At 71.9% G+C, this 24,381-nt stretch carries 17 protein-coding genes and 1 pseudogene; 7 read left to right on the top strand and 11 right to left on the bottom strand.

From position 1 onward, the window contains the following. Positions 1–374: 374 nt before the first annotated feature. The gene (locus OG736_RS33385; RefSeq protein WP_327185676.1) at positions 375–2,642 is read left to right on the top strand and encodes an MMPL family transporter; all 2,268 of its coding nucleotides are present in this window, start codon (positions 375–377) and stop codon (positions 2,640–2,642) included. Positions 2,643–2,873: 231 nt separating this feature from the next. Here the strand turns inward: OG736_RS33385 and mgt are convergent. The 4 genes and pseudogenes from mgt to OG736_RS33365 all read right to left on the bottom strand — a co-directional run bounded on the left by mgt (position 2,874) and on the right by OG736_RS33365 (position 7,021). Then, positions 2,874–4,116: pseudogene (gene mgt / locus OG736_RS33380) on the bottom strand (macrolide-inactivating glycosyltransferase). 15 nt (positions 4,117–4,131) lie between these two features. After that, on the bottom strand, positions 4,132–4,722 hold the full coding sequence (locus tag OG736_RS33375) for a hypothetical protein (protein WP_327185675.1): 591 nt from the start codon (positions 4,720–4,722) through the stop codon (positions 4,132–4,134). After that, a complete protein-coding gene (locus OG736_RS33370) occupies positions 4,719–6,332 on the bottom strand; it encodes a sensor histidine kinase (RefSeq protein ID WP_327185674.1) in 1,614 nt (537 codons plus the stop codon). Before OG736_RS33370 ends, OG736_RS33375 begins: the two co-directional genes overlap by 4 nt. Then, positions 6,329–7,021, bottom strand: a complete 693-nt coding sequence (locus OG736_RS33365) for a response regulator transcription factor (RefSeq protein WP_327185673.1) — start codon at positions 7,019–7,021, stop codon at positions 6,329–6,331. Before OG736_RS33365 ends, OG736_RS33370 begins: the two co-directional genes overlap by 4 nt. Positions 7,022–7,272: 251 nt before the next feature. Here OG736_RS33365 and OG736_RS33360 point away from each other — a divergent pair, with 251 nt between their 5' ends. Continuing rightward, positions 7,273–8,142: a DUF3152 domain-containing protein gene (locus OG736_RS33360; RefSeq protein WP_327187772.1), complete on the top strand. Its 870-nt coding sequence runs from the start codon at positions 7,273–7,275 to the stop codon at positions 8,140–8,142. Between the two features lie 9 nt (positions 8,143–8,151). Here OG736_RS33360 and OG736_RS33355 read toward each other — a convergent pair whose 3' ends face one another. Genes OG736_RS33355 through OG736_RS33345 form a run of 3 tightly spaced genes read right to left on the bottom strand, consistent with a single transcriptional unit; the run spans position 8,152 to position 11,191 of the window. Next, positions 8,152–9,426, bottom strand: coding sequence for an ABC transporter substrate-binding protein (locus OG736_RS33355; RefSeq protein WP_327185672.1), 1,275 nt, complete (start codon positions 9,424–9,426; stop codon positions 8,152–8,154). Continuing rightward, positions 9,426–10,259 (bottom strand): carbohydrate ABC transporter permease, encoded by an 834-nt coding sequence (locus OG736_RS33350; protein ID WP_327185671.1) that lies wholly within the window; start codon positions 10,257–10,259, stop codon positions 9,426–9,428. The genes OG736_RS33355 and OG736_RS33350 overlap by 1 nt, the downstream gene beginning before the upstream one ends. Further along, positions 10,256–11,191: a carbohydrate ABC transporter permease gene (locus OG736_RS33345; RefSeq protein ID WP_442817105.1), complete on the bottom strand. Its 936-nt coding sequence runs from the start codon at positions 11,189–11,191 to the stop codon at positions 10,256–10,258. The genes OG736_RS33350 and OG736_RS33345 overlap by 4 nt, the downstream gene beginning before the upstream one ends. A 176-nt stretch (positions 11,192–11,367) precedes the next feature. On the opposite strand from OG736_RS33345, the gene OG736_RS33340 reads away from it, so the two are divergent. Then, the gene (locus OG736_RS33340) at positions 11,368–12,231 is read left to right on the top strand and encodes a phosphotransferase enzyme family protein (protein ID WP_327185669.1); all 864 of its coding nucleotides are present in this window, start codon (positions 11,368–11,370) and stop codon (positions 12,229–12,231) included. 150 nt (positions 12,232–12,381) lie between these two features. Here the strand turns inward: OG736_RS33340 and OG736_RS33335 are convergent, their stop codons facing one another. From OG736_RS33335 to OG736_RS33320, 4 genes are all read right to left on the bottom strand, one after another. After that, positions 12,382–13,104: a 3'-5' exonuclease gene (locus OG736_RS33335; protein WP_327185668.1), complete on the bottom strand. Its 723-nt coding sequence runs from the start codon at positions 13,102–13,104 to the stop codon at positions 12,382–12,384. A gap of 109 nt (positions 13,105–13,213) precedes the next feature. Further along, positions 13,214–14,482, bottom strand: coding sequence for a DUF5919 domain-containing protein (locus OG736_RS33330; protein ID WP_327187771.1), 1,269 nt, complete (start codon positions 14,480–14,482; stop codon positions 13,214–13,216). Positions 14,483–14,553: 71 nt separating this feature from the next. Next, positions 14,554–15,900: a copper amine oxidase gene (locus tag OG736_RS33325; protein WP_327185667.1), complete on the bottom strand. Its 1,347-nt coding sequence runs from the start codon at positions 15,898–15,900 to the stop codon at positions 14,554–14,556. An 87-nt stretch (positions 15,901–15,987) separates the two neighbouring features. Continuing rightward, positions 15,988–16,809 carry a Tat pathway signal sequence domain protein gene (locus OG736_RS33320; RefSeq protein ID WP_327185666.1) on the bottom strand — a complete coding sequence of 274 codons (822 nt, stop codon included), beginning with the start codon at positions 16,807–16,809 and terminating at the stop codon, positions 15,988–15,990. Between the two features lie 197 nt (positions 16,810–17,006). Between OG736_RS33320 and glgX the strand changes: the two genes are divergently transcribed. The 4 genes from glgX (at position 17,007) to OG736_RS33300 (ending at position 24,272) form a co-directional block, all read left to right on the top strand. After that, positions 17,007–19,115 carry a glycogen debranching protein GlgX gene (glgX, locus tag OG736_RS33315; protein ID WP_327185665.1) on the top strand — a complete coding sequence of 703 codons (2,109 nt, stop codon included), beginning with the start codon at positions 17,007–17,009 and terminating at the stop codon, positions 19,113–19,115. 79 nt (positions 19,116–19,194) lie between these two features. Next, positions 19,195–21,546, top strand: a complete 2,352-nt coding sequence (treY, locus tag OG736_RS33310) for a malto-oligosyltrehalose synthase (RefSeq protein ID WP_327185664.1) — start codon at positions 19,195–19,197, stop codon at positions 21,544–21,546. Between the two features lie 392 nt (positions 21,547–21,938). Continuing rightward, positions 21,939–22,889 (top strand): nitroreductase/quinone reductase family protein, encoded by a 951-nt coding sequence (locus OG736_RS33305; protein WP_327185663.1) that lies wholly within the window; start codon positions 21,939–21,941, stop codon positions 22,887–22,889. A gap of 132 nt (positions 22,890–23,021) precedes the next feature. Then, complete coding sequence (locus tag OG736_RS33300) at positions 23,022–24,272, top strand: M14 family zinc carboxypeptidase (RefSeq protein ID WP_327185662.1); 1,251 nt, start codon at positions 23,022–23,024, stop codon at positions 24,270–24,272. Positions 24,273–24,381: the final 109 nt, after the last annotated feature.

Here is a 24,381-nt window from a genome sequence, read left to right as displayed (position 1 = left end):
CTGCCGGACATCTCCACAGGCTCACGACTTGTTCAACAGACTTTCGTAATCACCATTCCGGCCTTGGCTCCCGAACCGCCCGTCGGCCCTCGCCACCGACTCGCACCGGCAGCCCGGAACGTCGGTCTGTCCCGGCGGCCTGTCCCGGCGGCCCGCATCACCGCCCGCACCCTGATCGTCATCCCCGAGATCCCCGGATAGATGTAGGGGACCTCTGTCCTCCCCAGCGGTGAGACGGCGGGGTCCGACGGGAGGACTCGGGTGTCCGGCACCTCACCGGGCAGCACGACGAGATGGCCTTATCCAGCCCATACCTTCGAATCTGAAGGTGGCGGCAGGGGGTTGCCACCGCATCACAAGAGGGCAGGCCCGTCATGGGGAACGGAGATATACGGGTGCGGGGCTTCGCCGCGCGGGCCGGCGGCTGGAGCGCCCGGCACCGATGGGCCGCCGTGGGCATCTGGGTGCTGTTCGTCGTCCTGGCCATGGGGATCGGCTCGGCGGTGGGCACGGTCGAGGTCAAGGAGAGCGACCAGCTCGGGGGCGAGACCCACACGGCCGCCCGGATCATCGAGGACGCCGGCATCGACGAGCCGGCCAGTGAGACCGTCCTCGTCCAGTCGAAGGACGGCTCCCTCAAGGCCACGGACGCGGACTTCAAGGCCGCCGTCGCGGCGGTCGTCGCGGCCGTGGAGAAGACCGGCAAGGTCACCGACGTGACCTCGCCCTACGACTCGGACACGATCTCCCAGGATGGTCGCAGCGCGCTCGTGCAGTTCGACATGCGCGGCGACTCCGAAACCGCGGGCGAGCGGGTCGAGCCGGTTCTCGAGGCCGTAGAGGGGGTCCAGAAGGACCACTCCTCGCTGCGGATCGAGGAGATCGGCGGCGCCAGCATGATGAAGACGTTCGACGACGCGTTCGGCGACGACTTCCAGCAGGCGGAGTACTCCGCCGTGCCGGTGGCCCTGGGCATTCTGCTGATCGCGTTCGGCGCGCTGGTGGCGGCGCTGCTGCCGGTGGCGCTCGCGGTCACCGCGATCATGGCGACGATGGGCCTGATGAGCATCGTCAGCCACTTCCAGCCGATGGACGACACGGCCAGCTCCGTGATGCTGCTGGTCGGTCTGGCCGTCGGCGTCGACTACTGCCTGTTCTACCTGCGCCGGGAGCGCGAGGAGCGGGCCGCGGGACGTGATCCGGAAACCGCTCTCAGGATCGCCGCGGCGACCAGTGGCCGTGCCGTGATCGTCTCCGGTGTCACCGTGTGCGTGGCGATGGCGGGCATGCTGTTCACCGGGCTCGCGACGTTCGAGGCGATGGGCCTGGCTTCCCTGATGGTGGTCGCGGTCGCCATGGTCGGTTCGGTGACCGTGCTGCCCGCGCTGCTGTCGCTCCTCGGCCGGCGGGTGGAGAAGGGCCGGATCCCGTTCCTGCACCCCGAGAAGCGCCGCAAGAACGGCAACGGCGGGCGCGCCGACGAGGGCAGCCGGTTCTGGAGCGCCGTCCTCAAGGTCGTCCTCGCCAAGCCCGGTGTGTCGCTGGTCGTGGCGGCCGGCGTACTGCTCGCGATCGCCGCTCCGGCGGTCGGCATGAAGACCCAGAACCTCACCCTGGACCAGGAGTTCGGCGACTCGCTGCCCATCGTGCAGACCTACAACCGGGTCAACGACGCCTTCCCGGGCGGCTCCGAACCGGCCGAGGTGATCGTCAAGGCGGCCGACATCAACGCCGCCGAGGTGAAGACCGCGCTCGAGGACTTCAAGGAGCAGGCGGTCAGCTCGGGCGCCTCCCGCGGTCCGGTCGAGATCAAGCTGCACGACGCGCAGAACATCGCCTACGTGTACGTTCCGCTGGTCGGCGGCTCCGACCTGGACAAGGCGGGTACGAGCCTGGACAAGCTGCGCGACGAGGTGCGGCCCGCGACGCTGGGCAAGGTCGACGGCCTCCAGGCGCCGATCACCGGTCAGGTGGCCGGTTCGAAGGACTTCAACGACCAGCTGGCCGGAGCGGTCGCTCCCGTCTTCGCGTTCGTCGTGGTCTTCGCCTTCCTGCTGATGCTGCTGTCGTTCCGCTCGCTGACGGTCGCGATCACCTCGATCGTGCTCAACCTGCTGTCGGTGGGGGCCGCCTACGGCATCCTGGTCGCCGTCTTCCAGCACGGCTGGGGCGCTTCGCTGGTGGGCGCGGAGGGCGTCGGCGCCATCATCACCTGGCTGCCGCTGTTCCTCTTCGTGATCCTGTTCGGCCTGTCGATGGACTACCACGTGTTCGTGGTCTCGCGGATCCGTGAGGCGCGGATGCGGGGCCGTTCGACGAACGAGGCCATCAAGCACGGTGTGGTCACGACGGCCGGTGTGGTCACCAGCGCCGCGGTCATCATGGTCGCCGTGTTCGCGATCTTCGGAACGCTGTCCATGCAGTCCATGAAGCAGATGGGCGTGGGCCTGGCGGCCGCGGTGCTGATCGACGCGACGATCATCCGGGGTGTGCTGCTCCCGGCCGTGATGGCGCTGCTGGGCGAGCGCAACTGGTACCTGCCGAAGTGGCTGCACTGGCTGCCCGACCTCACGCACGACGAGTCGCCCGAGGCGCTCGCGCCGGTGGCCCGGGACGACGAGGGCGAGCCGCTGCGGGTCTGAGGCCGTCGAAGCGCGCTGAAGCGGTCTGAACCGAGGGCCCGTTGACCTCCCGGGGGAGTCAACGGGCCCTCACTCACGCCCGGTTCTGCGTCCGGCCGGGTTCCGTCATCCGGCCCGGCACCCGGTGTCCGTATCCGGTCGGCTGTCCGTGTCCGGTCCGGTATCCGTATCCGGTCCGGGACCGGTCCCACAGCGGTCGAGGGCCGGTTCAGGGCGCTACAGGACGGTTGTTCAGGACCGCCGCCTCATCAGCTCGGCCTCGATGAGGTCCACCGCCCGGCGGGTGCCGCCCTCGTCCGCCATCTCCGCCCGGATCACCTTGAGCCGACGGGCCACCTCCGGGTCGTCGACGAGGGCGAGGGCGGCTTCCCGCAGGGTCTCGGCCGTCGCCTCGGGCGTGGCGAGCTGCCGGGCCACACCGAGCCCCTGGAGCATGTCCGCGTTGCCGAACTGGTCGACGGCCTGCGGTACGGCGATCATCGGCGTGGCCGTGGCCAGCCCCTCCTGGCTGCCGCCCGCACCGGCGTGCGTGACGAACAGGTCGGCCTGCTTCAGGACAGCCGACTGCGGTACCCAGGAACGTACTTCGACGTTGTCGGGTACGGTGCCCAGCGCGGCGGGGTCGACGTGCCTGCCGATCTGGAGCACGAGGTGCCAGCCGGGCATCTCGCCGAAGGCGCGCACGCACTCCCGGTAGAAGTCCGGCCGGTCGGTGAAGGCCGAACCCAGCGAGACGAGAACGACTCTCTCCGCCCGCTCGGGGCGCGTCCACTCCCCCTCGGCGGCGCGGTCGCCCTGGCAGGCGCCGACGAACGTGTAAACGCTTTCGTCGACCCGGTCGGCGTGCGGCTGGAGCGCTCTGGGGATCAGCACGAGGGAGCGGGCCGGGCGGCCGACGAAGGGGTCGGGGTGCTCGGTGATCCCGTTCTCCTCCAGCCAGGCGTGGAACCGTGCGTAGTAAGCCTTTCCGCGGTCCGTTTCCCTGGGCTCCGCCCACATCGGTTCGGCGATCTCCTCCTCGTAGCCCTCCCAGGCGACCAGGTTGGGTGAGAGGGAGATCGCCGGCACGCCCCAGCGGTGGGCGAGGACACGGGCCGGGTAGGCGGTGATGTCGTGCAGCACCAGATCCGGCTCGTCCCCGTCGTACGCCTCGATCAGCTGGGGCAGGGCCTGGATCGCGTCGGCGAGGAAGGGCTCGACGTTGTCGAGGAGGGTGCTGCCCCAGGCGGAGGGGTCGTCGTCGGGCGTGGGCAGCGTGGAGTTCCACGGCTTGACCTCGGCGCCGGTATCGGCGACCTTCTCGGCGAGGACGGGCGGAATCGCGTACGTCACCCGGTGCCCGCGCGCGACGAGCTCGCGGATCACCTCGAGGCTCGGGTTCACGTGGCCGTGGGCGGCGATGGAGAACATGGCGACATGAGCGGGGCGACTGGTCATACCGTCGACCGTAAGCGAGACGAAACGTCTCGTGCAACTTGAATAGCGCGAGTCAGTCCTCGGGACAGCGCTCGTCGGATCCTTCGACGCTCCGCCCGCGCGCGTTCGTCACCTTCACGGTCACGGCCTCCGTGCCGGTGCCGGCGTCCGCGGTGCGCTGCGCCTCCGCTGCCGTACAGATCAGCTGCGCCACCGCGAGATCGCTCAACTCCTCGGTGACATACCGCAGATGGATCGACACCACGTTGCTTCGCGCGTTCACCGACACGGCGGCCGACGCAGCAGCCTCGGCGGCGGAACCGTGGGGCGGAACGGCGGTGGGAGACACGCTCGCCAAGGGTGTCGGAGCGGATGTCGGCGCGGCCGTCAGCGGGGGCAGCAGCGTGGTCATTCGCTTCACCCGTTCCATGTCCGTCGGACCCTCGAGGAGGTTCATCACCGCCGACTCGGCGTCGACCACGCCGGCGGGCCTGCGGGGGACGGCGACCAGGGAACCGTTTTCGACGAGGTAGACCCGCAGCATCGGCACGAGCCCCTGCGCGGGTCCGCCCGCCTCCACCACGCCGGTCGCCGGAATGCCGCAGGAGACCAGCGTCCACAGAGCCGGGACGTACAGCAGCGCGGTTCGACGTACGGCCCTCATGCTCGGTCCTCCCGTGTCGGCTCGTCCCGTGTCGGCTCGTCCCGTGTCGGCTCGTCCCGTGTCGGCTCGTCCCGTGTCGGCTCGTCCCGTGTCGGCTCGTCCGGCGTCGGGCCGTCCGGCGTCGGCTCGTCCCGCCACAGCGGGAGGTCCACCGTGAAGACGGCGCCGCCCTCCGGCCGGTTCGCCGCCCGGACCGTGCCGCCGTGCATCCGAACGTTCTCCTCGGTGATCGCCAGGCCCAGTCCGCTGCCCTCGGTCCGGGACCGGGCGGCGTCCGACTTGTAGAAGCGTTCGAAGACATGGGGCAGCACGTCGTCGGGGATACCGGGCCCGCTGTCCAGCACCTCGACGACCGCCCGCCGTCCGATGCCGGACCCCTCGCCCCCGCCGCCCTCGTGGAGGCTCAACCGCACCGGACGGGCGCCGTGCCGCAGGGCGTTGCCGACCAGGTTGGCGACGACGACGTCGAGGCGGCGCGGGTCGACGCGTCCGCGCAGCGCGTCCGGCTCCGGCAGGCGGGCCTCCACCGTGTCGGTCCAGCCCCGGGCGGCGAGGGTGCGCCGGAGGCACTCGGCGAGGTCGATCTCGTCCAGATGCAGCACGGCCGCGCCCGCGTCGAACCGGGAGATCTCCATCAGGTCGTCCACGAGCCGGGCCAGCTTCACGGTCTCCTCGCTGATCAGACGGACCGCTGTGGCGGTGTCCGGGTCGAGGCCGGCCGCGTCCTCGTCGAGGACGTCGGTGACGGCCGACATGGCCGCCAGCGGGGTGCGCAGCTCGTGCGAGACGTCCGCGGCGAAGCGCCGGGCGCGGGCCTCCATGCCGCGCAGTTCGGCGACCGACTCCTCCAGGGCGGCGGCCGTCTCGTTGAACGTGTGCGACAACTCGGCGAGTTCGTCGGAGCCGTCGACGGCGAGACGGGTGTCCAGTCGGCCCTCGGCGATGCTGCGGGTGGCGTCGCGCAGGGCGCGTACCGGTCTCAGCACCCCGCGGGCGGCGAGCAGCGCGAGCAGGACGGCGAGGGCGAGGGCGGGGACGGCGGCCCGCTCCACGGCGGTCACCAGGGCGTCCACGTAGGCCTGTTCGGTGGTCTGCGGCACCGTCAGGAACACCTGGAGGCCGGACAGGGGCCAACTGCTCGACACGGTGGAGGTGAAGGCGACCGACATGCCGACGACGAGTGCGGTGTGGTCCGCGCGGTTCACCCGCTGGAAGACGGTGGCCGACCGGGAGTCGACCGCCTCGCGCAGGGCGGGCGTCAGCTCCTCGAACGGGTCGTCGGGGACGGACGTGGCCTCCAGACCGCGGTAGACCACCAGCACGCGCCAGGCGCCCGACGGCTCCGCGCCGGCCACCTCGGCGGCGAACCGGCGCAGTTCGTCCCGGCCGGCGGGCAGGACGAGCTCGGGGGCGAGCCGGGTGACCTGGGTGCGCAGCAACTCGATCACGGTGTCCTGGCTCTGCTGGAGCACTCCGGTGCGCGCCTCCCGGAAGGTGAGCGCGCCGGTGGTGGTGACGGTGACAGCGGCGACCAGCGCGAACGCCACCACCAGCCGCACGCGCAGACCACGCAGTCGGTGCGTCCCGACCCGCGTTCCCAGGGGCCTCACCGGGAGGCGAACCGGTAGCCGAAGCCGCGCACGGTGTGGATGTGGCGGGGCTCGCGCGGGGGTTCGCCCAGCTTGGCGCGCAGTCGTTTGACGCAGGCGTCCACCAGGCGCGCGTCGCCGTGGTAGCTGTGCTGCCAGACCGCCTCGAGGAGTTGCTGCCGGCTGAACACCTGGCCGGGCGAGGCCGACAGGGTCAGCAGCAGTCGCAGTTCGGAAGGGGCGAGGGCGACCGGCTCCCCCTGCCAGGTGACCGAGAGTCCGGCCCGGTCGACGGCCAGGTCGCCGTAGGTGTCGATCTTCGGTATGCCGCCGTCGGCGGGCGCGCCGGCCGCCCGTCGCAGGACGGCGCGGATCCGGGCCTGGAGCACTCGGGCCGGCACGGGCTTGACCACGTAGTCGTCGGCGCCGGCTTCCAGGCCGACAACGATGTCCTCGTCGTCACCCCGCGCGGTCGCCATGATGATCGGCAGTGTCTGGTCCAGGTCACGCATCCTGCGGCAGACGTCCAGGCCGGTCATGCCGGGCAGCATCAGGTCCAGCACCACGACGTCGGGCCGGAAGGACCGCAGCAGGTTCAGGCCGTCCTCCCCGGTCTCGGCGGCGGCGACCTCGTGGCCCTGACGGCGCAGCGCGAGGGCGACGCCGTCCCGCACGGCGCGGTCGTCCTCGATCAGCAGAACTCGTGGCATGCGCTCAGTATCCGTACGCCGTCGGCCCGTTCGGCGAACTGTTACCGGATGATCACATGAAACGGAACCGGTCGGGTCGTTACCATTTTGTTATCGCTCGGGCCAGATCCGATCACATGGCGATCACAATCTGAACAACCATGACCGCGCACAGAGCAACTCCTTCCTCCGCCCGTCGCCGTCGGAGCGGCCCCGCGCACGCTTCCGGCCGACGCGTGCGGAAGGGTTCGGTGTGGGGCGGGACGGCCGCACTGGCCGTGCTGGGCGCCGCCGGTCTCGCGGCCGTGGGCTGGACGTCCGCCGGCGCGGGCGGGGCCTCGGCCGAGGGCCGCGCCACCGCGTCCGCCGAGCCGGGCGGATCCGGGGAGTCCGGTTCCGCCCCCACCGGGCCGACGGCCGGATCCGGGGCCGCGGCGGGCACCTCGGGGAGCCCGTCGGCCGGTCCGTCCACCGGTGCGTCCGGCAGTCCGTCGGGCGGTTCGTCCGGCAGTCCGTCCGGCGGTTCGTCGACCGGAGCATCCGGCAGCGGGACCGCCGGGCCCTCCGAGTCGGACATCCCGGCCTCGGGCCCGGGCACCTTCACCACCGCCTCCGGCTCGAGCGCCAAGGTGGGCAAGGGCACGGCCCTGCGCTACCGGGTCGACGTCGAGGACGGCCTCTCCCTGTCCGCCGCGGTCGTGGCCCGGCAGGTGGAGATCATCCTGGGCGACCGGCGCGGCTGGACGGCGGACGGTCGCTCGGCCTTCCAGCGGGTCTCCGGCGGGACCACCGACTTCGTCGTACGGGTCGCCACACCCGGCACCGTGGACAAGATCTGCGGGCAGTACGGACTGGACACCGGCGGCGAGGTCAACTGCAACGTGGCCGACAACGTCATGGTCAACCTCAAGCGCTGGCTGCTGGCCACCCCGGTCTACGCCAAGGACGTCACCGCCTATCGCGCGCTGATCGTCAACCACGAGGTGGGCCACTTCCTCGGCCACGGCCACGTCGGCTGTCCCGGCCCGGGCAGACCGGCCCCGGCGATGATGCAGCAGATCAAGGGCATGGACGGCTGCGTCCCCAACGTCTGGCCTTACGACGGCCAGGGGCAGCTGGTCACCGGTCCCGCCGTTCCCTGAACCGGCCGTTCACCGCTGGTAGCGCGCCAGCACCAGGTTGCCGTCGTCCTCGAGCCGCTCGCGCAGTTCACCGAGACCGATCGCCCCGCTGTAGTACTCCTGGAACGCGGGGGTGGCGACCTTGTCCTTCCACTCGGCATAGCCCCGCACGGACTGGGCGGGCGCCGGGCGCAGGTGTTCGGCGAGGGCGGTGCCGGTCGCCCAGTCGTCCTTCGTCGTGTGGAGGGCGGGGTCGGCGAGGGCCTGCGTGCCGGTCGGCAGCATCCAGTCGCCCAGCGCGAGGCGCACCATGTTCTTCGGCCGGAGCAGGAAGTCGATGAACGCCGCCGCCTCCTTCTTGTGCGGGCTGTCCTCGGCGACGGACAGCGTCTGCGGGCTGACCCCCTGGGCGAGTCCGTCGGCGCCCGCCGGGGCAGGCAGCACCTGCCAGTCGAATCCCTCGGGCGCCTGCTGCACGATCTGCTGACGGTAGGAGAAGCCGAGCGGGACCATCGCGTACCGGCCGCCGAAGAACCCCGGCAGGGTGTCCGAGCCGCCGCTGCCCAGCGTCGTGGGCGAGGCGCTGCGGTCGGTGTCGACCTGGTCGTGGACGGTGCGCGGTACGACCTCGTCGCCGGCCTCGAAGCGGACGGTGACCTTTCCGTCCGCTCCCCGGTGGAAGAGCTGTCCGCCCGCCGACAGGGAGAGGTTGAGGGTGGCGGAGACGGGCTCCTTCAGCGGCCAGGCCACGCCGTACTTCCCGTCGCCGCTGAGCTGTTGCGTGATCTTCCGGAACTCCGCCCAGCTCCAGGGGTGTTCGGGGGTCGGGATCCGAACCCCGGAGCGCTTCAGCCAGGTGGCGTTCGCGACGAGGACACGCGGCTCCTGGAGGAACGGCACGCCGTAGACGCCGTCGCCGAAGGTCGTCGTCTCCCAACTGCGCCGCGGGATGTCCGACGTGAGACGGGCGGGCAGCAGACCGGTCAGGTCGGCGAGGTAGCCGCCGTAGGCGAAGTCGGCGAGGTCGTCGGAGGCGTCGTGGATGATGTCGGGGGCCTCGCCGCCCTCGAAGGAGGTGAGCAGCTGGTCGTGGACGCTCGACCAACTCCCCTGTACGTAGTCGACCTTGACGTCGGAGTGGGTGGCGTTCCACTCCTTCACCAGGTCCTTGTTGGCCTGGACGGACTCCTCCTGCCACGCCAGGGACTGGAAGCGGAGGGTGACGGGGCCACCGTCGTCCCCGGCGTCGGCGGTGCAGCCCGCGAGCAGCAGCAGGACGGCCACGATCAGCGCTCTGGTCCGCATCAGCTCTTCACCGCCCCGGCGAGCATGCCGCCCGTGATCCGGCGCTGGACGATCGCGAAGACGACCAGCGAGGGGAGGGTGGCGAGGAAGGCGGCGGCGGCCAGCGGGCCCAGGTCGGCGACGCCCTCCGTGCCGATGAAGTGGGTCAGGACGACCGGCAGGGTCTGTTTCTCCGGGGTCTTCAGCAGCACCAGCGCGAAGAAGAACTCGTTCCACGCCGTGACGAACGCGAACAGCGCCGTCGCCACGATCCCGGGAGCGAGCAGCGGCGCCGTCACCGAGACCAGTGTCCGCAGCCGCCCGGCGCCGTCGATCGCGGCCGCCTCCTCCAGCTCGACGGGAACGGCCCGGACGTATCCGACGAGCATCCACAGCGCGAAGGGCAGCGCCCACACCACGTACACCATCACCAGCCCCGGCACGGAGTCGATCAGCCGCAGGTTCTTCAGCACCAGGAACAGCGGGATGATCACCAGCACGAACGGGAAGGCCTGGCTGACCACCACCCACCCGGACGCGGCCCGCGCGAGCCGGGTGCGCTGCCGGGCCATGACGTACGCCATCGGGGTGGCGAGGGCCACCGCGATCACGGCGGCGCTCACCGCGGCGATCAGGGAGTTGAACGCGGCGTGCAGCAGGGGCTGTTCGTCGAACGCCTGGCGGAAGTTGGCGAGGGTGGGGTGCTTCGGGATCCAGGTGGGGTGCAGGCTGCCCAGTTCGCGCGCGGGCTTGAAGGCGACGGAGAGCAGCCAGAGGAAGGGGAGGGCGAGGAAGACGAGGTAGCCGAGCAGGGCCGCGTACTGGCCGGCCCGGGCCGCGGGGCTGGTCCTCACGCGTCGTCACCTCCCCTGATCCGGCCCACCAGGAACAGGGCCAGGAACACCGAGATCACCGCGACCATCACACAGCCCATCGCCGCCGCGTAGCCGAACTGGCCGTAGCGGAAGGCCTCTTCGTAGGCGAAGAGCATGGGCAGCCGGGTGCGGCCGCCGGGTCCGCCGTTGGTCAGCACATAGACCAGGGCGAAGGAGTTGAAGTTCCAGATGAAGTTGAGGGCCGTGATGGCGAGGGCGATGGGCCGCAGGGCGGGCCAGGTGACCGTCCGGAAGCGGCGCCAGGAGCCCGCGCCGTCCACCGCGGCCGCCTCGTGCAGTTCCCTCGGGGTGTTCTGGAGGCCGGCGAGCAGGGCGACCGTCGTCTGCGGCATGCCCGCCCACACGCCCACGACGATCACCGCGGGCAGGGCGGTCGCCAGTCCGCTGAGCCAGTCCCGCCCCTCCCCCAGACCCAGGTCGCGCAGGGTCTCGTTGAGGATGCCGGCGTCCGGGTTGTAGACGAGCCGCCACATGACGCCGACCACGACCTCGGGCATCGCCCAGGGGATGATCGCGAGAGCGCGGGCCAGCCAGCGCAGCCGCAGGTCCTCGTTCAAAAGCAGGGCGAGGCCGAGGGCGAGCAGGAACTGCGGGACGGTCACCCCGACCGCCCAGACCAGGCCGATCCGGAACGACTCCCAGAACAGCGTGTCGTGCAGCAGGTCGGAGAAGTTGAGGACGCCGATCCACCGGGTGGGCGCGGTGCGGCCCGACTGGGCGTCGGTGAACGCCAGCAGGATCCCGTACAGCAGCGGGCCGACGCTCAGGGCCAGCACGGGGATCAGGGCGGGGAGGACGAGGAACCACGCGCCGTGGCCCGTGGTGCCGCGCGGCGGGCCGGTACCGGACGCGCGTCGCACGGTCCGTCTCTTCTCGGTCGCCAACGACACCGGATCGGCCCCCTTCCCGCGGCTGTGACGGGCCCCGCCATGGTCGTGAAGGTGCTGTACCCCGTCAAGAGACCGTGCGCACGGCCCGATCTGTGCGAATGCGACACTGGCCGTCGGATGGCCGGATCGCAACGCCGGCCGGCGGGGTCGGGCGGCGCACCACACGGAGGCGGACGATGGACGAGGCACGGGCGCGGGACGTACTCGGCGCGGCGGACGTGCTGCCGGGCCCGGTGGCGGATGCGCGGCTCCTCGCCCTGGGCGAGAACGCGGTGTTCGCCGCCGGTGACCTGGTGGTGAAGGTGGGCCGTGACGCCGAACTCCTCGACCGGGCCCGGCGCGAGCTGGAGGTCGCCGCCTGGCTGGCCGGGGCGGGTGTCCCGGCGGTGCGGGCCGCCGAGCCGGAGCCGCTGCTCGTCGAGGGGCACCCGGTGACCCTGTGGCACCGGCTGCCCGACCCCGTGCGGCCCGCCGAGCCACGGGATCTGGCCGAACTCCTGCGTCTCGTGCACGAGCTGCCCACCCCCGGTTTCGGCCTGCCCGCGCGTGATCTGCTGTCGGGCGTCGAGCGCTGGCTGCGGCTCGCGGGCGACGCGATCGACCCGGCGGACGCGGCGTATCTGCGCGAGCGCCGGGACGGCTTCGCCACGGCCGCCGCCGCGCTCACCCCGCACCTGCCGCCCGGCCCGATCCATGGCGACGCGCTGCCCCGCAATGTGCACATCGGGCCCGACGGCCCGGTCCTGGTCGACCTGGAGACCGTCTCGGCCGATCTGCGCGAGCACGACCTGGTGGTCATGGCGCTCTCCCGCGACCGGTACGGGCTGCCCGCAGAGGCCTACGACACCTTCACCGAGGCCTACGGCTGGGACGTGCGGGAGTGGGCGGGCTGCACGGTCCTGCGGGGCGCCCGCGAGACCGCGAGCTGCGCTTGGGTCGCCCAGCACGCGCCCGCCGACCCCAAGGCGCTGGCGGAGTTCCGGCGCCGGGTGGCGTCGCTGCGGGACGGGGACGAGGCGGTGCGGTGGTATCCGTTCTGATCCGGGTGCTGCGGGCGTGGCGGGCCGCCGCCCGGCTCGGGAAGGACGCCGACGGGTCCCCGTGCGGCAGCTCCCCGTCCGACAGATCCCTCTCCGAGAGGTCCCCGTCCGACGGCCGGTGAAGGCGGTCGGGTCGGGGTCGCGGGCGCGTCAGAGGGTCTTCTCCGCCGGCTCCCGCACCGGCCAGGCGCCGTCGATCACCGCGTCCGCGTCCCCCTTGCGGCGCAGGAAGCTCTGGAAGTCCGCCGCCCACTCGGCGTACCACTCGATCTGGCGGCGGTGCAGCTCCGCCGGGCCGAGGGCCGCGACCTTGGGGTGGCGGCCGGCTATCGCGCGGGCGAGGCGGGCCGCCGCGAGGGCGTCGGCCGAGGCGTCGTGCGCGGAGTCGAGGAGGACGCCGTACTCGGCGCAGACCGCCTCGAGGTTGCGCTTGCCGCGCCGGTAGCGGTCGACCGAGCGGTCGATGGTGTACGGGTCGACGACCGGCGCCGGATCCAGGCCGCCCAGGCGGTCGCGCAGCGAGGGCAGGCCGTGGCGCCGCAGTTCGGCGGAGAGCAGGGTCAGGTCGAAGGCGGCGTTGTAGGCGACGACCGGGACGCCGGTGCGCCAGTAGCCCGCGAGGACGTCGGCTATCGCGTCGGCGACCCGGTCTGCGGGGGCGCCTTCGCCGGCGGCCCGCTCGTTGCTGATCCCGTGCACCGCGACGGCGTCGGCCGGGATCTCCACGCCCGGGTCCGCCAGCCACTCGCGGTGTCCCAGGACCTGCCCGTCCCTGACCTCGATCACGGCTGCCGTGACGATGCGCGCCTCGCGCGGGTCCGTCCCGGTCGTCTCCAGGTCGAAGCCGACAAGCAGCTCCCGGTACCAGGCCATGGTGGCCCCCCTTCTTGGTGGTGCTTTCCCCCAGTGGTCTCCACCCTCGCATGCACCACTGACAATCAGAGGATCGCGTTCCGCTTGCCCGCCCGGCCAAACGGATAATTCAGGACACCGGCCGCGAGTCCGCCCAGGCCAGTTCGAACTCCTCGCGGTATGCGGAGAAAAGTCCGCCGTCATCGGTCTCGCCCGGCTTGACCACCCGGTTGCCGTTGCGCAGCACCAGCACCGGCGCCTCCATGCCGCGCATCCGCCGCAGATAGGACTGGATCACGGCGATGCCGTCGGTGCCGTCGCCGTCGACCAGGTAGGCGGTGAAGCGGGGCGTCTCGTCGTACACCTGGATCTGGAAGGCGCCCGGGTCGCGCAGCCGGGCGCGGACCCGGCGCATGTGCAGGATGTTCATCTCCACCGCACGGCTCAACTCGCCCCGCTTCATCCCGAGTTCGCGCTCGCGGCGCTTGACCGCGCTGGAGGCCGGGTTGAGGAAGAGCAGCCGGACACGGGCGCCGGCCTCGGCGAGGCGGACCAGGCGGCGGCCGGAGAAGTTCTGCACGAGCAGGTTGAGGCCGATGCCGATGGCGTCGAGGCGGCGGGCGCCGTCGAAGATGTCCTCGGCGGGGAACCGGCGCAGCAGCCGCACCCGGTCGGAGTGGACGGCGACCACGTCCGCGTACCGGTCGCCGACGAGGTCCTCGACGGCGTCGACGCGCAGCCGGCGCGCCGAGGGCACGTCGCCGCTGGTGCCGAGCATCTCCAGCAGGCGCGCGGAGGCCCGCTCGGCCTGACCGAGGACGGCCTCGGACAGGGCTCGGTTGCGGGAGACGACGTTGCGGGTCACCTCCAGCTCGTCCAGGGCGAGTTCGACGTCCCGGCGGTCGTCGAAGTACGGCTCGAAGCACGGCCAGTGCTGCACCATCAGCTCGCGCAGCTGCGGCAGGGTGAGGAAGGAGATGACGTTGTCGTCGGCCGGGTCCAGCAAGTAGCCCTTGCGGCGGCTGACTTCGCGTACGGCGACCGCGCGCTGCACCCACTCCTGGCCGGCGGGTCCGGCCGCGGCGACCACCCACTCGTCGCCGTGGACGGGTTCGTAGATGGGCCGCAGCACGGCGGCCACGACGGCGCGCAGCCGCTGTTCGACGAGGTTCAGCCAGATGTAGGCCCGGCCGGCCCGCTGCGCGCGGGTGCGCACCTCGCGCCAGGCTTCGGCGTCCCAGTCCAGCTCCGGTCCGATGGCGTTCGTCTCCATCGGCCGGGCCAGGGACACCGTGCCGGGCGGGACGTCTGCGGAGCCCCCCTCGTGACCCTCGTCACCAGGGGGCAGCTCCAGCCCTCCCGAGCCCACCCGCGCACCGCCTTCCGCTCCCCCGAGCATCCCCGTCCCAACGATCAAGGAAGGGTACTCCGGGAGCGGCGGGCGGTGCAGCCGGATGGACAGGTCGTTTCTCAACTACCGCTGTTCGACTGACCGTTCTGTCCCGCCAGCGCGGACGGAGTGAGCGGATTCATAGCGGTGACGTCCCTGGGGACGAGCGAGAAGCCCTGCCAGTGGACCGGCATGGGCTGCTGGTCCTCGTCCCGGGCGATGTGGTGGAAGCCCACGTTCACCCAGGTCACGGGGTGGGTGAGGGTCTGTCCGTTCACCCACTTGTCGACGGAGGTGCCGTGCAGGGGGCTGCCGCAGTCGCGGACGTTGTTGCTGGCGTACTGCTCGCACTGGTTGTACTGGGTGAAGTAGACGTCGTGCTGGGTGAACCGGCGTCCCGAGTACTTGGTGGTGGCGCCGGGGACGAGCTCGTAGGAGCGGGCGTGGCCGTCCTTGTTCTTGCCGGTCGCGCTGACCACCCGCCACCAGCGCATGTTCTGGGCGTCGCCCGCGAGTTCCTTGGTGACGGGCGTCCGGGTGGTCTTGGCGGTCGGGCCCTGCTGTCCGCCCGCGGGCGGGCTGACCACCGAGTCGTACTGCTCGACCTTGGTGGCCGAGGAGCCGTCGAGGCCGAAGTCCAGCCGCCAGAAGACGTTGTGGCTGTGGCTGGTGGCATAGGACTTGGCGCCCTTGCCTATCGGCCAGCCGCGGCCGTCCCCGGCGTCGTAGTCGAAGGGCGAGAGGCTGCCGGTGGCGCCGACGTTCATGTTGACGGCGCCGTCGTCGGAGAAGCGCCACTCGGTGATGTACTCGTACCAGCCGACCTTGTTGACGGTGTAGATCAGCAGGTCCTTGCCCTGGGCCTGGAAGACCTTGTTGCCGGTGTCGGACTGCATGCGGTAGGCGTGGCCGCGCGAACGGGTCGTGGTGCACAGGCCCTTGACGTTCGGGTTGTCGGAGAAGGACTCCGGGACCTTCACCGTCCTGATGGTGCCGCCGGGGCACTCGGCGGGAGCCATGTTGACCAGGCCCGAGCCGAAGTTGTAGTCGGTGATGTCGTTGTACTCGTTCTTGCCGTCGTCGTACGGCACGTGGATCTGGGCGATCTTGGCGCTGTTGAGGACCCTGATCGGCTTGGCCTCGCCGGGCGGCTGGTAGGAGACCTTCTCCAGCACCAGGCCGGACTTGGCCTCGAAGCGCCAGCACATGCGCCAGGTCGTGCCGGTGGCGAGCTTCTGTTCGATGCGGTAGGCGGCGCTGCAGTCGGCGGCCGCCGCGGGGGCCGCCTTCGGCTGGGCGGCGGCCGGACCGGCTCCGGCGGCCGCGCCGGCGGCCAGCGCGGCCACACAGAGGCCGACGGCCGCGCCCCTGCGGGCACGGCCGGTGCCCTGCGGCCGGAGGCCGTCGATCAGATTCGGAACACGCATGAGGACATGACTCCCTTTGCCTCCCGCTCCGGGAAGCAGGTCGGAAAACGGACGTGGAGGTGGGCCTGCTACGGATGCAGTCGGTGATCAGCCGGTGAGCCGGGCGACCTTGCGGGTGCTGAGGTCGATCACCAGGGACCGGGCGTCGATCCACGGGCCGTTCTTGACCTTCGGCAGCAGCCGGACGCAGCGGTGTTCCCCGCACTTGTCGAGGACGGCGGGCTCGGCGCCCGGCACCGCGCGGTAGATCATGGACGCGAGCTGCAGCTGGTCCGGGGAGGTGAGCTGCTTGCCGGTGGCGTCCTTGAAGTCGGCCTTCAGGCCCGCGCCGAGCGGGTCGGCGATCAGCAGGCTCGCGGCCTCGGTCTGCTCGGCGTCGCTGAGCGGCGGCTGGACGCCGTGCTGCGTCCCGGTGCCCTCGACCTTGCCGGTGTCGAGGTTGACGGTCTTGGTGACGAGCGCGTCGCCCTTGTAGTCGTAGAACGACACCACCGCGCGCCGGGGCGCGTCCGGGTCGTCCACCTCGTCGGCCGCGGGCTCGGCGAGGTCCACGCCGAGGCGCTGCGGACCGCGGTCGCCGTCCACGTCCTCACTCGCGTTGAACTGCTGCCGGCTGAGCGCGATCTTCTCGACCCGCGTGATCTCGTCGTCGGTGAGCGGGTCGCGGCCCTCGCCCTTCGTGCCCTCGGCGGGCGCCTCCTCGACGACACCGGGCTGTACCGCCGCCGCCGCGTCGCCCTGCTGCTGCCCGGCCGCCTGCCGGGTGCTCCGCCCGTCCTTGCCGCCTCCTGTGTCGTCCGCCCCCGCCGTACCCGGCAGGGTGATCCCCACCATCACGGCCGTCGCGGCCACCGCAATGGCCGTACCCGCCACCACCTTGCCCAGGTGGCGGCGCACTGTCGTGCGCACAAAATCCCCCTACTCCCCCTGTTGCCCGGGAGTACGTTTCTGCCCCACTGGTTCGGCACAGGACGTGGGTCACCTGTCGTCCTGTGCACTGGTCGTTCGGTAAGAGGGGCGTAAGTCACAGGTGGTTCCCTCACTTTCCTGGAGACTCGACGTCAAGGCGCCCCCGACGGGGCGAGACACCTGAAAGAGTCGTGTCCATGCAGGTCTGGCCTGGAGAGGCGTATCCCCTCGGTGCCACGTACGACGGCGCCGGCACGAACTTCGCGGTCTTCACGGAGGCCGCGGACCGAGTAGAGCTGTGTCTGCTGCACGACGACGGCTCGGAGACGGCGGTGGAACTGCGCGAGAGCGACGCGTTCGTCCGGCACGCGTACCTGCCGGGTGTCATGCCCGGACAGCGGTACGGATTCCGGATGCACGGCCCCTACGAACCCGCGCGCGGGCAGCGCTGCAACTCGGCGAAGCTGCTGCTCGACCCCTACGCGAAGGCGATCAGCGGTTCGGTCCGGTGGGGCGAGGAGGTGTACGGCTACCACTTCGACGCCCCCGAGCGGCGCAACGACCTCGACTCGGCGCCCCACACCATGTCGTCGGTCGTGGTCAACCCCTACTTCGACTGGGGCGACGACCGCAGGCCGCGTACCGAGTACCACCACACGGTGATCTACGAGGCCCATGTGAAGGGCCTCACGATGCGCCACCCGGGGCTGCCGGAGGAGCTGCGCGGGACCTACGCGGCCCTCGCGCACCCGGCGATCATCGAGCACCTGACGGAGCTCGGCGTGACGGCCCTGGAGCTGATGCCGGTGCACCAGTTCGTCAACGACCACCGACTGGTCGACATGGGCCTGAACAACTACTGGGGCTACAACACGATCGGCTTCTTCGCCCCGCACAACGCGTACGCCTCCTGGGGCGACCGCGGTCAGCAGGTCCTGGAGTTCAAGTCGGCGGTGCGGGCGCTGCACGAGGCGGGGATCGAGGTCATCCTCGACGTGGTCTACAACCACACCGCCGAGGGCAACCACCTGGGCCCGACGCTGTCCTTCCGGGGCATCGACAACCAGTCGTACTACCGGCTGACGGACGACCCCCGCTACTACATGGACACCACGGGCACCGGCAACTCACTGCTCATGCGGTCCCCGCACGTGCTTCAGATGATCATGGACTCGTTGCGGTACTGGGTGCTGGAGATGCACGTCGACGGGTTCCGTTTCGACCTCGCGGCGACGCTGGCCCGGCAGTTCCACGAGGTGGACCGGCTGTCGTCGTTCTTCGACCTGGTCCAGCAGGACCCGGTGGTGTCCCAGGTGAAGCTGATCGCGGAGCCGTGGGACGTGGGCGAGGGCGGCTACCAGGTGGGGAACTTCCCCCCGCTGTGGACCGAGTGGAACGGCAAGTACCGCGACACCGTGCGGGACGTCTGGCGGGGCGAGCCACGCGCGGTCGGCGAGTTCGCCTCCCGGCTGACCGGCTCCTCCGACCTCTACCAGGACGACGGCCGGCGCCCGCTGGCCTCCATCAACTTCGTGACCTGCCACGACGGGTTCACCCTGCACGACCTGGTGTCCTACAACAACAAGCACAACCAGGCCAACGGGGAGGACAACCGGGACGGCGAGAGCCACAACCGGTCCTGGAACTGCGGCGCGGAGGGCGCGACCGAGGATCCCGGGGTCCTGGAGCTGCGGGCCCGGCAGATGCGCAACTTCCTCGCCACGCTGATGCTGTCCCAGGGCGTTCCGATGATCAGCCACGGGGACGAGTTCGGGCGCACCCAGAAGGGCAACAACAACGCCTACTGCCAGGACAGCGAGCTGGCCTGGGTCCAGTGGCCCGAGGAGGGCAGCGAGCTGCTGGACTTCACGCGCGCGCTGGTGTGGCTGCGCAAGGAGCATCCCGTCTTCCGGCGGCGCCGCTTCTTCCACGGCCGGCCGGTGGAGGGCACGCACGACGAGCTGTCGGACATCGCCTGGTTCACCCCCGAGGGCAAGGAGATGGCGCCGCGGGACTGGGACCGGGCACAGGCGTCCGCGCTGTCGGTGTTCCTCAACGGCAACGCGATCTCCGAGCCGGGCGCGCGCGGCGAACGGATCACCGACGACTCCTTCCTGCTGATGTTCAACGCCTCCGCCAAGCCGCTGGAGTTCGTGGTGCCGGTCGACCACGGGCGGCAGTGGCAGGTGGTCGTGGACACCGGGAACCCGGAGGCGCCGGCGCCGGGCGCGGGCCCGAAGGTGCAGGCCGGGGCCCGGCTGACACTGGTCGACCGGAGCATGACGGTGCTCCAGCGGCCGACCTAGCCGATCCGTGGGCACGGGAACGACCCGCCCGGAGGGGGGATGTGACACGAAACGCGGTGGGACGGGTACGTAGGTTGTCATGACCCCTGAGCGACGTGACGCCTCCGTTCCCGTGCCGCCCACGGCGACCTACCGGTTGCAGCTCCAGCCCGAGTTCCCGTTCGAGGCGGCGACGGCGGCCGTGCCGTACCTGGCCTCGCTCGGCGTCTCGCATCTGCACCTGTCCCCCGTCCTGGAGGCCGTGCCGGGCTCCCCGCACGGCTACGACGTCGTGGACCCCACGCGCGTGCGTGCGGAGCTCGGCGGGGAGGAGGGGCTGCGGGCGCTGGCGGGCACCGCGCGGGAGCACGGGCTCGGGCTGGTGGTGGACATCGTGCCGAACCACATGGCGATGGCCCCGCGTCACAACCGCGCCCTGTGGGAGGTGCTGCGCGAGGGGCCGAAGTCGCCGTACGCGCGCTGGTTCGACATCGACTGGGAGGCGCAGGGCGGCCAGGTGCTGGTCCCGGTGCTCGGCGGCCCCGTCGGGACGGAGCTGGCACACCTGCGGGTGGACGGCGACGTCCTGCGCTACCACGACCACGTCCTCCCGCTGCGCGAGGGCACCGAGGGGCTGCCGCTGCCCCGGCTGCTGGACGCCCAGTGGTACCGGCCGGTGTGGTGGCGGCTGGCCCGCACCGAGCTGAACTACCGGCGCTTCTTCAGCATCTCCGAGCTGATCGGGGTGCGGGTGGAGGATCCGGAGGTGTTCGAGGCCACCCACGGCACGATCCTGCGGCTGCTGCACGAGGGCGTCGTCGACGGGCTGCGGGTGGACCACCCCGACGGCCTCGCCGACCCCGACGCCTACCTGGAGCGGCTGCACACGGCGAGCGGCGGCCGCTGGACGGTCGTCGAGAAGATCCTGGCCGACGGGGAACACCTGCCGGACTCCTGGCCGGTGGCCGGGACGACCGGCTACGACGCCCTGCGCCACGTCGACGGCCTCTTCACGGACCCCCGGGGCGCCGGGGAGCTGCTGGAGCGCTACCGGCGCTTCGCGGCCCCGCAGACGGACCGGGGCGGCGACTGGGCGGCGACGGTGCGACGGGCGGCGTACAAGGTGGTCACGCACGAGCTGGCGGCCGAGACGGAGCGGCTGACGCGGACGGCGGCCCGGGTGTGCGCCGCGTCGGACGACCTCGGCCTGCGCGACCGGGCGCCGTGGGCGCTGCGGACGGCGTTGGAGGAGCTGCTCGTGCGGCTGGAGGTCTACCGGCCGTACACCTCGGGCGACCCGGCCGCCGTCGTCACCGAGGAGGCGGCCGCCGAGGCGCGGCAGGCGTTCGTCGTGCCGGAGGAGGCGGGCGCCGTGGACGTGGTGCGGGCGCTGGTGCTCGGCGGGGAGGGGGAGTCGGGGGCGGACTTCCGGGCGCGGTTCGCTCAGACGGCGTCCGCTCTGCGCGCCAAGTCGGTGGAGGACACGGCGTTCTACCGGTACGTGCCGCTGTCGGCGGCGAACGAGGTGGGCGGCGACCCGGGCGACCCGGGGATGTCCCCGGCCGGCTTCCACGCCTATTGCACGCGCGTGCAGCGCGACTGGCCGGCCACCGGGACGGTCGTGTCGACGCACGACACCAAGCGCAGCGCCGACGTGCGCGCCGCGCTCGCCGTGCTCACCGAGTGCCCGGGGCGCTGGGCGGACGTCCTGGAGGAGGCCACCCGCGCGGAGGAGGGCGTACCGGACGGACAGCTGGCGTGGGCGGCCTGGCAGACGGTCTTCGGACTCGGCCCGGCGGCCCCGGAGCGCGTCCAGGAGGCGCTGCTCAAGCACGTGCGCGAGGCGGGCCTGTACACCAGCTGGACCGAGCAGGAGCCGGCGTACGAGGAGGCGGTGGCCGCGTTCGTGGCGGCGGGACCGTGCGGGGTGCCGGGCGAGCGGGTGGCCGCGCTGCGCGGCGCACTGGAGCCGTACATCCGTGCGAACGTGCTCGGTACGGCACTGGTGCACCTCACGATGCCCGGGGTACCGGACGTCTACCAGGGCACGGAGAGCGAGTACCGGGCACTGGTGGACCCGGACAACCGGCGCCCGGTGCGGTTCCCGCCGGAGGATCCCGGCGTCAAGGGCACGGTGACCGCGGCCGCGCTGCGGCTGCGCCGGCGGCGGCCGGAGGTCTTCGGGGACGCCGCGGGGTACGAGCCGTTGCCCGCCGAGGGAGCGGCCGCGGCGCACTGTCTGGCGTTCGCGCGCTCCGGCCGGGTCGTCACGGCCGTGACGCGGCTGTCGCTGCGGCTGGCGGAGGCGGGCGGCTGGCGCGAGACCCGGCTGGCGCTGCCCCCGGGGACGTGGGTCGACGTCCTGGCTCCCGAGCGGGAGTTCACGGGCCACGCGCGCGTGGCGGAACTGTTCGAGCAGCTGCCGGTGGCGTTGCTGGAGCGAGCGGAGTGAGGCCGCGGGGTGGTTGGTCCACGGCGTTGGGCTTCGTCGTTGGTCTACGGCGTAGTTCTCCGGTGCTGACTTCCGTTGGTGATCTCCGGCGTTGACAGGTGACGGTCGGGTGCATGTAATGGAGGCGGTGTCGCGTGACGCCGGTCAAAGAGCAGTGGGCCGGCCGGCGGTCGGGCGAGCACCCTTCTTCGAGGGACACGCCATGAGTTCACACTCCGCGCCCCGCAGCTGACCCGGCGCTGACGCACATCGGCTGCGCGATGCCTCTGCGCGTCTCCTCTTTCGCGCCTTCCCCTCACCTTTCCCGGCACCTTCCTGCGTGCCGCGTGCCGCGTGCCATGCGCCGAGTGCCGTGCGCGCGCTCACCGTGACCTCCGGAGAGACCCACCCGTATGCCCACCTCGTTCAATGAATCCGTCATCGAGCAGTTCCGCGCCAACGGCGGGAAGGTCGCCGGCCCCTTCGAAGGGGGGAACCTGCTCCTGCTGACGACCACCGGCGCCGAGTCGGGAACCGAGCGGACCACTGCGCTCGGCTACGTCCGCCACGGCGCCTCGCTCCTGGTCGTCGGGTCCGACCTCGGGGCCCCGAACCATCCCGACTGGTACCGCGACCTGCTCGCCCACCCCGTGGTGCGGGTGGAACTCGGCACCGAGACCTTCCAGGCGCTCGCGGTCCCCGCCGAGGGGGCCCGGCGCGAGGAACTCCTCGAACACGCCGTGCGGACAGCGCCCGGATACGGCGACCGTCAGACCCGCACCGCCCACTCCCTGCCCGTCGTCGTGCTGGAGCCCGCCGAGCCCGACGGCTGGGAAGGACCCCGCGAGGTCCGCACCCTCGCCGACAAGATCATGGAGGTGCACACCTGGCTGCGCGGGCAGTTGCGTCAGGTGGCGGCGCAGGCCGATGCCCACTTCGCCGCCCGCGCGGCCCACGAGGGGCCCGGTGAGCCGCCCGCTCCGGGCCTCGGGCTGCAGATCCGGCAGCGCTGTCTGGCGTTCTGCCAGGCGCTGCGGTTCCACCACGTCAGCGAGGACGCGCATGTGTTCCCCACGATGGCCCGCCACCACCCCGACCTGGCCGACACCTTCGCCCGGCTCACCGAGGAACACCGCACCGTCGCGCGCATCCAGGACGAACTGGTGACCCTGACGGCGGGCGTCGCGATCGCCGACCCCGAGCGCTTCCGTACCGAACTGGACGCCATGACACGGGAGTTGAACGCCCACCTCGATTTCGAGGAGGAGACGATCGTCCCTCTCCTGGCCGAGGTCCCCTGGCCACCGGCCCCGCCGGCCCCGCCCGCCCGGCCCGCCGAAGCCGGGAGGGCGCACGAGGAGTGAAAGCCGGACGGTCGTACCCTCCGCCGGAGCACGCACCCGAGCGCCCCCTGGAGCCTCCCCCCAGGCGTTCTTGACAGTTCACAGAGACCATGGGGTACTGCGGATGCGAAGGCCGGGCGGACCAATACGGGGGTGAGTCTCCTGCCGGAGCTGCGCTACCCCACTGTGACCGAACTGACTTTTTCTGTCCGGGCGTTGGCCGCGTTCCAGCCCGGAATGTGCGCGCTGCGGCAGGTGGGGGTCTCCCGTGCGGGCCGACCCCTGCACCTGCTGTCCGTGGGACACGCCCGGCGGGCCGTGCTCGTCGTCGCCGGCGCCCACGCCAACGAGCCGACCGGGGGCTCGACGCTGCTGGCACTCGCCGAACGGGTCGTACAGGAGCGGGAGTTGCGGGACGGAACGTCCTGGCACTTCCTGCTGTGCGCGGACCCCGACGGGGCGAGCCTGCATGTGACCCCGGCGCCGCGCAGCCTGCTGGAGTACCACCTCGGCTTCTTCCGGCCCGCCGGTCCGGAGCAGCCGGAGTGGTCCCCCGCCGTGCTGCCGCCGGACCGGCTGCCTCCCGAGACCCGCGCGCTGACCCGGGTCATCGACGAGCTGCGGCCCTACCTCCAGGTGACGCTGCACGGCACCGATCTGGGCGGCAGCTGGGTGCAGCTGACCAAGGACATCCCCGGTCTCGCCGAGCCGTTCGTCAAGTCCGCGGCCCAGTTGCACATCCCGGTGGAGACGGGCGCGTCCGACGCGGCGGGCTGGCCCGCGTCCGGTCCCGGCGTGCACGTGATGCCGGCCGCGGGGACCGAGGCGGCGTACCCGAGCATGCCCGACGACGCACGGCACAGCACCTGGTACCACGCCCATCGCTACGGCGGTCTGACCGCGGTGGTGGAGGTGCCGATGTGGGCGAGCGACATGGTGGACGACCCCGCCCCGCATCCCGCCCCGGCCGCGGCGATACGGCGGCTGGCCCGGCGGCTGCTGCGGGACACCACGGAGGTGGAGCGGGTGCTGGTCGAGGCGCTGCCGCGTCTGGAGGGCGTCGACGGGCCCCTGCTGCGGGCGGCGAAGTGGGCGCTGGAGCTGGTGCCCGGGCTGGCCGCGGACTGGACGGACACCCCGCCCGCCGACACGACGATGGCGTACGTCGGCAGCGTGGACGCCTTCGCCCGCCGGCTGCCCCTGCGGGCGGCCGCGATGCTGTGGCGGGTACTCCAGGAGAGCGACGACCACGCCGCCCCGCGTCTGGAACAGCTCGTCGAGACCTGGAGCGACGCCTTCGCCTGTCGCTTCCGTGCCCGCTGGGTGCCCTTGGAGCACCAGGTCGAGCACCAGTCCCGCACGGTCGTCGCGGCGGCCCTGCACGCGCGCGACCAGGCGGCCTGACGGGCGGGACGACAGGCGCCGTGCCGGGCTCCATGCCGCCCGCCGTGCCGGGCGGCCCGGCGGGCGGGACGACGGACAGGGCGGTGGCCGCGGGCACGCCCGGGTGCCC

This window comes from Streptomyces sp. NBC_01334, assembly GCF_035983595.1.
Taxonomy (GTDB): domain Bacteria; phylum Actinomycetota; class Actinomycetes; order Streptomycetales; family Streptomycetaceae; genus Streptomyces; species Streptomyces coriariae.
The sequence above is the reverse complement of the archived record's forward strand: the minus strand, read 5'-3'. Positions and strand labels throughout refer to the sequence as shown.